At 61.8% G+C, this 8,084-nt stretch carries 14 protein-coding genes; 2 read left to right on the top strand and 12 right to left on the bottom strand.

The annotated features are described in order from the left end of the window. From ACRCSW_RS07910 to ACRCSW_RS07880, 7 genes are all read right to left on the bottom strand, one after another. Positions 1–854 (bottom strand): DNA-directed RNA polymerase subunit alpha (locus ACRCSW_RS07910; protein WP_438704022.1); only part of this gene is annotated, 854 nt, incomplete at its 3' end. A 125-nt stretch (positions 855–979) separates the two neighbouring features. After that, a complete protein-coding gene (rpsK, locus tag ACRCSW_RS07905) occupies positions 980–1,375 on the bottom strand; it encodes a 30S ribosomal protein S11 (protein WP_294968917.1) in 396 nt (131 codons plus the stop codon). Between the two features lie 13 nt (positions 1,376–1,388). After that, a complete protein-coding gene (gene rpsM / locus ACRCSW_RS07900; RefSeq protein WP_438704020.1) occupies positions 1,389–1,757 on the bottom strand; it encodes a 30S ribosomal protein S13 in 369 nt (122 codons plus the stop codon). A 178-nt stretch (positions 1,758–1,935) separates the two neighbouring features. Beyond that, positions 1,936–2,586 carry an adenylate kinase gene (locus ACRCSW_RS07895; protein ID WP_438704018.1) on the bottom strand — a complete coding sequence of 217 codons (651 nt, stop codon included), beginning with the start codon at positions 2,584–2,586 and terminating at the stop codon, positions 1,936–1,938. Positions 2,587–2,589: 3 nt separating this feature from the next. Further along, positions 2,590–3,951 carry a preprotein translocase subunit SecY gene (gene secY, locus ACRCSW_RS07890; RefSeq protein WP_438704016.1) on the bottom strand — a complete coding sequence of 454 codons (1,362 nt, stop codon included), beginning with the start codon at positions 3,949–3,951 and terminating at the stop codon, positions 2,590–2,592. Between the two features lie 101 nt (positions 3,952–4,052). Then, a complete protein-coding gene (rplO, locus tag ACRCSW_RS07885) occupies positions 4,053–4,532 on the bottom strand; it encodes a 50S ribosomal protein L15 (RefSeq protein ID WP_438704015.1) in 480 nt (159 codons plus the stop codon). A 205-nt stretch (positions 4,533–4,737) separates the two neighbouring features. Further along, complete coding sequence (locus ACRCSW_RS07880) at positions 4,738–5,178, bottom strand: GFA family protein (protein ID WP_438704013.1); 441 nt, start codon at positions 5,176–5,178, stop codon at positions 4,738–4,740. Positions 5,179–5,399: 221 nt separating this feature from the next. Between ACRCSW_RS07880 and ACRCSW_RS07875 the strand changes: the two genes are divergently transcribed. Both ACRCSW_RS07875 and ACRCSW_RS07870 read left to right on the top strand, forming a co-directional pair. Next, entirely contained in the window at positions 5,400–5,654 is a 255-nt protein-coding gene (locus ACRCSW_RS07875) for a type II toxin-antitoxin system prevent-host-death family antitoxin (protein ID WP_438704011.1), read from the top strand. A 130-nt stretch (positions 5,655–5,784) separates the two neighbouring features. Continuing rightward, complete coding sequence (locus tag ACRCSW_RS07870; protein ID WP_438704009.1) at positions 5,785–6,063, top strand: hypothetical protein; 279 nt, start codon at positions 5,785–5,787, stop codon at positions 6,061–6,063. A gap of 88 nt (positions 6,064–6,151) precedes the next feature. Here ACRCSW_RS07870 and rpmD read toward each other — a convergent pair whose 3' ends face one another. The 5 genes from rpmD to rpsH all read right to left on the bottom strand — a co-directional run. Next, positions 6,152–6,346, bottom strand: a complete 195-nt coding sequence (rpmD, locus tag ACRCSW_RS07865) for a 50S ribosomal protein L30 (protein WP_438704007.1) — start codon at positions 6,344–6,346, stop codon at positions 6,152–6,154. A gap of 2 nt (positions 6,347–6,348) precedes the next feature. Then, on the bottom strand, positions 6,349–6,942 hold the full coding sequence (gene rpsE / locus ACRCSW_RS07860) for a 30S ribosomal protein S5 (protein ID WP_438704006.1): 594 nt from the start codon (positions 6,940–6,942) through the stop codon (positions 6,349–6,351). Positions 6,943–7,051: 109 nt separating this feature from the next. Continuing rightward, a complete protein-coding gene (gene rplR / locus ACRCSW_RS07855; protein WP_305542903.1) occupies positions 7,052–7,411 on the bottom strand; it encodes a 50S ribosomal protein L18 in 360 nt (119 codons plus the stop codon). A gap of 10 nt (positions 7,412–7,421) precedes the next feature. Further along, a complete protein-coding gene (gene rplF, locus ACRCSW_RS07850; RefSeq protein WP_438704004.1) occupies positions 7,422–7,955 on the bottom strand; it encodes a 50S ribosomal protein L6 in 534 nt (177 codons plus the stop codon). A 10-nt stretch (positions 7,956–7,965) separates the two neighbouring features. After that, the coding region (gene rpsH, locus ACRCSW_RS07845; RefSeq protein ID WP_438704024.1) for a 30S ribosomal protein S8 at positions 7,966–8,084 on the bottom strand (119 nt) is incomplete at its 5' end.

Here is an 8,084-nt window from a genome sequence, read left to right as displayed (position 1 = left end):
TTCTGGATCAGATCGCCGATGTAGACGATGTTGTCGTTCTTCAGGCAGTTGGCCGAACGGACCGAAAGCTCCAGCTCGTCCACCTTCTTCAGCAGAAGCGGGTTGAACTCAAGACCCGTATCAATCTCGCCCGCCTTGGCCGACTCGGGCTCATCGAAGTTCACGAAGATCGACAGCTGGTCCTGCAGGATGCGCGCGGCATAAGCGACCGCGTCCTCAGGCGTCAGCGAGCCGTCGGTCTCGACCTTCATTGTCAGCTTGTCATAGTCCAGCACCTGGCCCTCGCGGGTCGGGGTGACTTCGTAAGAAACCTTCTTGACCGGCGAATAGATCGCGTCGATCGGGATCAGACCGATCGGAGCATCCTCCGGACGGTTCTTGTCAGAGGCGACATAGCCTTTGCCGGTGTTCACGTTCAGCTCCATGAACACGTCGGCGCCGTCGTCGAGATGGCAGATCACGTGATCCTTGTTCAGGACCTCGATGCCGTTCGATTCGGAGATATCGCCCGCGGTGACCACGCCCGGCCCTTTGGCCGAGATCGACAGCCGCTTCGGCCCCTCGACTTCCATCTTGAGGCTCACGCCCTTCAGGTTCAGGACGATGTCGGTGACATCTTCCCGGACGCCCGCAACCGAGGAAAACTCGTGCAGCACGTTGTCGATCTGGACGCTGGTGATTGCACCACCCTGCAGCGAAGACATCAGCACGCGGCGCAGCGCGTTGCCAAGCGTCAGGCCGAAGCCGCGCTCCAGCGGCTCGGCGATGACCGTCGCGGTACGGGCGGCATCTGCCCCCGGCTTCACGACAAGCTGCGTCGGCTTGATGAGTTCCTGCCAGTTCTTATGGATCATTCTGAAGCCCCTATTCTTGTCCGCTGCCGATGTCCGTAAGCCGGCGGACGCCCGAGGATCGTAAACGACGAAAACCGGGCCGCGAGGAGCATGAAGCGCCCCACGGCCCGGCCGATATCATGCCTTTAGACGCGGCGGCGTTTCGGCGGGCGGCAGCCGTTGTGTGCCAGCGGGGTCACGTCCCGGATCGAGGTGATCTGGAAACCCACTGCAGCCAGCGCGCGCAGCGCCGACTCACGGCCCGAACCCGGACCCTGCACTTCAACTTCCAGCGTGCGGACGCCATGTTCCTGCGCCTTGCGGCCTGCGTCTTCCGCAGCCATCTGAGCGGCATAAGGCGTCGACTTGCGCGAGCCCTTGAAGCCCATGGTGCCCGAAGACGACCAGGAGATTGCGTTGCCCTGAACGTCCGAGATCAGGATCTTGGTGTTGTTGAACGACGAGTTCACATGCGCCACGCCAGCGGCGATGTTCTTGCGTTCTTTTTTCTTGGTGCGGGCGGCTTTGGTATCGCGTGCCATATCTTAAGCCCCCTTATTTCTTCTTGCCGGCAATGGCCTTTGCGGGGCCTTTGCGGGTACGGGCGTTGGTGTGCGTGCGCTGGCCGCGGACCGGCAGGCCCTTGCGGTGACGCAGGCCACGGTAGCAGCCCAGGTCCATCAGACGCTTGATGTTCATTGTGACTTCGCGGCGCAGGTCGCCTTCGACAGTCAGGTTCGCGTCGATGTATTCGCGGATCGCCAGCACTTCGCTGTCGGTCAGCTGGTTCACCCGGCGCGCGCTGTCGATCTTCAGCGCGTCGCAGATATTCTGGGCGGTGTGCGGCCCGATCCCGGTGATGTAGGTAAGCGCGATCGGAACCCGTTTCGCGGTCGGAATGTTGACGCCAGCAATACGTGCCAAACGTGTCGTCCTTCTCTGTTGCGGTTCCGTAGTGCCAGAACCTTTTTTCACAACACCGCACGGGGCGGGCCCCGGCGATACGAACTCCCAATAGGGGAGGCCCGCAAGGCGATTCCACCGCGGGACGCCGTGCATTAGGGGCTTTTCCACGGGCCGTCAAGGCCGCGAGATAGGTTTCTCAGGGTTTGTCAAGAACTTTGGCGATGGCATCGGCAACGGCCTTCACTTCGGCCAACCCGTCGACGGCGGAAAGCTGCCCTTTGGCATAGTAGTAGCCGATCAGGGGTGAGGTCTTCTTGTAGTACTCCATCAGCCTAGTCTTGAGCGTCACCTCGTTGTCGTCGGCACGCCGTCTCAGGTCGGTCGACCCGCAAACGTCGCAGATGCCCGAAGCTTTCGTAGGACGGGTCACGTCGTGATAGACCGCACCACAATTGCCACAGGTGAAGCGGCCCGAGACGCGGGCGACCAGCGCCGCGTCGTCGACCTGCATCTCGATCACGGCGTCCAGCTTGACGCCCTTGCGGACCATCAGGTCTCCCAGGGCATCCGCCTGCTTAAGCGTCCGCGGGAAGCCGTCGAAAATGAAGCCGCCTTTTGCGCCCTCACCCATCTTGGCTTCGATCAGGCCGATGACGATCTCATCCGTGACCAGTTCGCCACGCGCCATGATGCCTTCGACCCGTTTGCCAAGCTCAGTGCCCTTGGCGATCGCCTCTTTCAGCATGTCGCCGGTCGAGAGCTGCACCATCCCGCGCGACTCTTCCAGCCGCTTGGCCTGCGTACCCTTGCCCGCTCCAGGCGGGCCCAGAAGAATGATGTTCACCATGGCTCAGCGACGTGCCGGTGCCTTGGGGGCCGAGGGCTTTTTCCGCCCACGCAGCTGCGACTTCTCGATCAGCGCTTCGTACTGATGCGCCAGAAGATGCGACTGGACCTGCTGGATCGTGTCCATCGTCACCGAAACAACGATCAGAACCGATGTGCCGCCAAAGTAGAACGGTATCCCCAGTTCAGCGATCAGCACTTCGGGCAGCAAACAGACCGCAGCCAGATAGGCGGAGCCAAGGACGAGCACGCGGTTGACGACGTACTCCAGGTATTCCTCGGTCTTCTTGCCGGGTCGGATTCCGGGAACCGAAGCATTCTGGTTCTTCAGGTTCTCGGCGACGTCATCGACCTTGAACGACACGTTGAGCGTGTAGAAGTACGCAAAGAAGACGATCATGATCGCCAGGAACAACAGGTGCAGCGGCTGACCGTAGCCAAGGTTCGCCGCCAGCCACGACAGAACCGGATTGGTCCCGCCGCCCGAGAACGTGCCGACCGTGGTCGGCAGAAGCAGGATCGACGAAGCAAAGATCGCCGGGATCACGCCCGCCGGGTTGACCTTGATCGGCAGGTGCGACGAGCCGCCCTCATAGACCTTCATCCCGACCTGACGGCGCGGGTAAAGGATCGCGATCTTCCGCAGCGCGCGTTCCATGAAGACGACGAAGCCGATGACTGCGACGACCATGACGATCACACCCAGGATCACCGGGGTCGACAGCGCACCTGACCGGCCTTGCGCGAAGAACTGCGCGATGGCTGCAGGGATTTCCGCGACGATACCGACGAAGATGATCAGCGAGATACCGTTGCCGATGCCCCGTGCCGTGATCTGCTCCCCCAGCCACATCAGGAACATCGTGCCGCCGACAAGCGTAATGACGCAGGAGGCAATGAAGAAGAAGCCGGGTGTATGGGCAAGCCCGCCGCCCTGGATCCCCACGGCGATGCCGTAGCCCTGCAGGACGGCCAGCGCCACTGTGCCATAGCGGGTGTACTGGTTGAGCTTCTTGCGGCCCTGCTCGCCCTCCTTGCGGAGCTGCATCCAGGGGGCGTACATCGTGGCCAGAAGCTGCACGATGATCGAGGCCGAGATGTAGGGCATGATGCCGAGCGCGAAGATCGCCATCCGGCTGACGGCGCCGCCGGTGAACAGGTTCAGCATCCCGCCGAGACCCTGCCCCGCCTGCTGCATGAACTCCTTCAGGGCCGGACCGTCGATGCCCGGAACGGGGATATAGGTCCCCAGGCGGTAGACGATCAGAAGGCCGATCGTGAAGAAGATGCGTTGGCGCAGGTCAGTCGCTTTGCCCAGCATACCCCAGCTGAGGTTGGCGGCCATTTGCTCGGCAGCAGATGCCATGTCAGGTCTCTTTCAGGACAAGCGCCGCCAGACCGTTCTCCGGTCGGCGGCGCGGGAAAACTTCTGATGATGTAAGCGACCTTTCAGCCGCTCACAATCCCTTACTCGGCCGCTGCCGCGACGGGTGCCAGAAGCGTGACGCTGCCGCCAGCTTTCTCGACCGCCTCGACCGCCGAAGCCGACGCGCCGGTGACCGTCAGCTTGACCTTGGACTTGATCTCGCCCTTGGCCAGCACCCGGATCCCGTCGCGCTTGTTCGAGGTCAGACCGGCCGCGACCAGCGCGTCTTCGGTGATTTCGGCCTTCGCGTCCAGCTTGCCCGCGGCAATGAACTTCTCGATCAGGCCGAGGTTCACGACGGCAAAATGCTTCTGGTTCGGCTTGTTGAAGCCGCGCTTGGGGAGGCGGCGGTAGAGCGGCATCTGGCCGCCTTCGTAGCCGCCGATAGCCACGCCCGAACGGGACTTCTGACCCTTGATCCCGCGCCCGGCGGTCTTGCCCTTGCCCGAGCCGGGGCCGCGGGCCACGCGCTTTTTCTTTTTCGCCGCGCCTTCGTTGTCGGCGAGTTCATTCAGTTTCATGTCGCTTCTCCTTGCCGGAAACGCCCCCGAAGCGAAAACGGGGCGACCACGGCTTTTCTTGATTCTCATGGCCAGGATTGGCCACCGAGGGGCATTACATCAGGCCGCCCGGGAAGGCAAGGGAAAGGGGCGTAACGCTGAGTTACGCCTGGAATACACAAGAGATTCAAGAGATTAACGGCATCCGTTAGGATGCCGTTAAGGACTAGGCTCCTGCGGGCCAGGTGAACTCGGGGCGGAGGCCGGAATAGACCGGGCGGCCGTCATGGGGGGCCGGGTAGCCTTTGGTCTCGTCCCAGAAAGCGTGGTAGGTGGCCTTCGGGAAGGCCGCGTCGTCATAGCCCATAACATTCGGCACGGCCACACGGATGCGGTGCTGCTTGTCGTCCAGCATGAGGACGGCGTTGCAATCGGTGCAGAGGCAGATTTCGAGGGGGCCGTCCGGGTTCTGCGCGTTGAATGGCACGCGCTTCATCTTCTCCGGATGGTCGACCGCGATGTCGCCATAGTTGAAGAAGGCGACATGTGTGTGCTGCTGGCCGGTCACGGACTTGCAGACGTTGCAGTGGCATTCATGGTTGTCGATGGGCTCGGCTGCGGCTGTAACGTGGACGTGCGCGCAGCCGCCTGCGTATTTCGCTGGCATGGTGGTTCTCCTCCCTTGCGGGCCCTCCGGCCCTTGGTGGGCTGGATGAGTCGCGAGGGCGAGCGTAGCATTGCATGGGGATTTCGCGAAATTTTCGGGAGGTGCCGGGAGTGGTGCGTGAGATCACGCACCCTACGCTCTCTAGTATCCATTAAGATCGGAGTCGCACTTGCAGAATATCCGGATTATCTGTATATTCTGTATAAATTGAGGTTAGGGACATGCAGCAACTACCCGAATTCAAGGCGGCCGACCTGACACGGCACACGAGCGAGCTTTTCGATGCAGCGATCCGCTCTCCGATCGCGATCACAAAGCACCGCAAGCCCAAGTTCGTGCTGATGAGCATGGACCAATACCAACAGCTTGCCCGTGGGTCGACCCAGCAGGTTCATATGATCGACGAGATGCCCGACGATCTGAAAGCCCTGATGATCGAAGGATTGGAGCGGGACCAGAGCCAAGATGGGGAATAGACCCTCGGCTGGAGAGGTCTTCCGCTACCCGTTCCTTTGGAAAAGGGAACAATTGGTGGGGGAAACTGAGGGTCGAAAGAAGCGACCAGTCTGCATTGCAGTGACCGTGGCCAGGCAGGATGGTGAGACCGTGGTCTTCATTTTGCCGATCACCACGCAACCTCCGATGCCGAACCGGCATGCCGTTGAAGTGCCGCAGATCGAGGCGCAACGTGTGGGTTTGGACACTCATGCGCGGAAGTGGATCATGCTTGACGAAATCAATACTGATGTCGTTGAGCGATCTTACGTCTGGGATGATCGAAAACCGCTTGGCGCATTCAGCCTGGCCTTCACATCGCGGCTTCGCGCCAGCCTTCTGGCGCTTGCGAAAGCTGGTGTGGCGTCGGTCGTTGATCGAACGAGATAGGCAAAAGCAAAACGCCCCCGCGTTTCCGCAGGGGCGTTTCGTGTGGCGGCGCGTGGGCAGCATTGCCCACCCTACGTTGCGTGGTCGATTAGCCGCGTTCTTCGATGATCTGGACCAGGTGGCTGATCTTGTTGACCATGCCGCGGACGGAAGGCGTATCCTCCAGCTCGCGGGTGCGGTTCATCTTGTTCAGGCCGAGGCCCTTGAGGGTCGCGGTCTGCTTGGCCGGGCGGCGAGCGGCTGAGGCCACCTGCTTTACGACGATGGTTTTCTTCGCGGTCATGATCAGGCCTCCACAGCTTCAGCAGCAGCGGCTTCGGTTTCCGGCTTCCGCAGGATCTCGGCGACCTTCTTGCCACGGCGCGCGGCGACGTTGCGGGGCGAGGCTTCGTGCTTCAGGCCGTCGATGGTGGCGCGGATCATGTTGTAGGGGTTTGCCGAACCGATCGACTTTGCGACGATGTCCTGGATGCCGAGCATCTCGAACACGGCGCGCATCGGGCCGCCGGCGATGATGCCGGTACCGGCAACTGCCGTCCGCATCACGACTTTACCGGCGCCGTGGCGGCCTTCCATGTCGTGGTGCAGCGTGCGGCTGTCTTTAAGCGCCACGCGGATCATCGAGCGCTTGGCCTGTTCGGTGGCCTTGCGGATCGCTTCCGGCACTTCTTTCGCTTTGCCCTTGCCGAAGCCGACGCGACCGCGCTGGTCACCGACGACGACGAGTGCCGCAAAGCCGAAGCGCTTGCCACCCTTGACGGTTTTCGAGACGCGGTTGATCGCGACCAGACGGTCGGCGAATTCCGGGTTTTCCTCGGGCCGGTTGTCGCGGCGGTCATTGCCCCCACGGCCTTCCCGGCGGTTTTCACGTTCTGCCATAAGGCATTCCTTCACTGGTGGCGCGCATGGCGCCGATTGGAGCCAATCCTGGTGCGCCCGATCTGGTCGGGGGCCCGGATCATCGGGGCGGTGTTTCCACCGCCCGCCGTTAGAACTTCAGACCGCCTTCGCGGGCTGCATCGGCAAGCGCCTTGATCTTGCCGTGGAACAGGAACCCGCCGCGGTCGAAGTAGCATTCTTCGACACCGGCCTTCTTGGCCCGTTCCGCAATCGCAGCGCCGACCTTGGCCGACGCTTCGACGTTGTTCTTGCCCACCACGCCGAGATCTTTCTCGAGCGAGGAGGCGGCTGCAATGGTGACACCCTTCGCGTCGTCGATCAGCTGGACGCTGATGTTCTTCGACGAACGGTGTACCGACAGCCGCAGACGACCATGCGAGGTCGCCTTGATCTTGTTCCGGACGCGCAGGCGGCGCTTGAGGAACAGCTCTCTCTTGTTCAAAGCCATTTTGCCACCCTTACTTCTTCTTGCCTTCCTTGCGGAAGATATACTCATCCTTGTAGCGGATGCCCTTGCCCTTGTAGGGCTCGGGTGCGCGCCATTCGCGGATGTTCGCTGCGACCTGGCCGACCTGCTGCTGGTCGATGCCCTCGATGATGATCTCGGTCTGCTTCGGGGTGGTGATGGTCACCCCCTTCGGCACATCGAAGTTCACCTCGTGGGAATAGCCCAGCGACAGTTTCAGGACGTTTCCAGCCATGGCGGCGCGGTAGCCGACGCCCTGGATTTCCATTTCCTGCTTGAAGCCGGTCGAGACGCCGACAACCAGGTTGTCGATCATCGAGCGGGTCATGCCCCACTGCTGACGCGCGCGCTTGGAAAGGCCACGCGGGGCGACCTTGATGGTGTCGCCCTCAATGGTCAGGGTGACATCGTCGCCTGCGGTGAAGCTGCGGGTGCCTTTCGGGCCCTTCACTTCGATGGTCTGACCGCTGATCGAGGCCGAGGTGCCTTTGACGAGCGTGACGGGTTTTCTGCCGATCCGTGACATCAGAACCCCCTTAGAACACGGTGCAAAGCACTTCGCCGCCGACATTGGCAGCGCGTGCATTTGCATCCGACATGACGCCTTTCGGCGTGGAGACGATCGAGACACCCAGGCCGTTGCGGACCGAGGGAA

This window comes from Tabrizicola sp., from assembly GCF_051645465.1.
Taxonomy (GTDB): domain Bacteria; phylum Pseudomonadota; class Alphaproteobacteria; order Rhodobacterales; family Rhodobacteraceae; genus Tabrizicola.
This window is presented reverse-complemented; position numbering and strand designations above follow the sequence as displayed.

Coding starts and splice junctions, on each gene's coding strand:
- rpsK (WP_294968917.1), bottom strand. CDS start 1,375: ATGGCACGCGATACCAAAGCCGCCCGCACCAAGAAAAAAGAACGCAAG.
- ACRCSW_RS07895 (WP_438704018.1), bottom strand. CDS start 2,586: ATGGTGAACATCATTCTTCTGGGCCCGCCTGGAGCGGGCAAGGGTACG.
- secY (WP_438704016.1), bottom strand. CDS start 3,951: ATGGCATCTGCTGCCGAGCAAATGGCCGCCAACCTCAGCTGGGGTATG.
- rplO (WP_438704015.1), bottom strand. CDS start 4,532: ATGAAACTGAATGAACTCGCCGACAACGAAGGCGCGGCGAAAAAGAAA.
- ACRCSW_RS07880 (WP_438704013.1), bottom strand. CDS start 5,178: ATGCCAGCGAAATACGCAGGCGGCTGCGCGCACGTCCACGTTACAGCC.
- ACRCSW_RS07875 (WP_438704011.1), top strand. CDS start 5,400: ATGCAGCAACTACCCGAATTCAAGGCGGCCGACCTGACACGGCACACG.
- rpmD (WP_438704007.1), bottom strand. CDS start 6,346: ATGACCGCGAAGAAAACCATCGTCGTAAAGCAGGTGGCCTCAGCCGCT.
- rpsE (WP_438704006.1), bottom strand. CDS start 6,942: ATGGCAGAACGTGAAAACCGCCGGGAAGGCCGTGGGGGCAATGACCGC.
- rplR (WP_305542903.1), bottom strand. CDS start 7,411: ATGGCTTTGAACAAGAGAGAGCTGTTCCTCAAGCGCCGCCTGCGCGTC.
- rplF (WP_438704004.1), bottom strand. CDS start 7,955: ATGTCACGGATCGGCAGAAAACCCGTCACGCTCGTCAAAGGCACCTCG.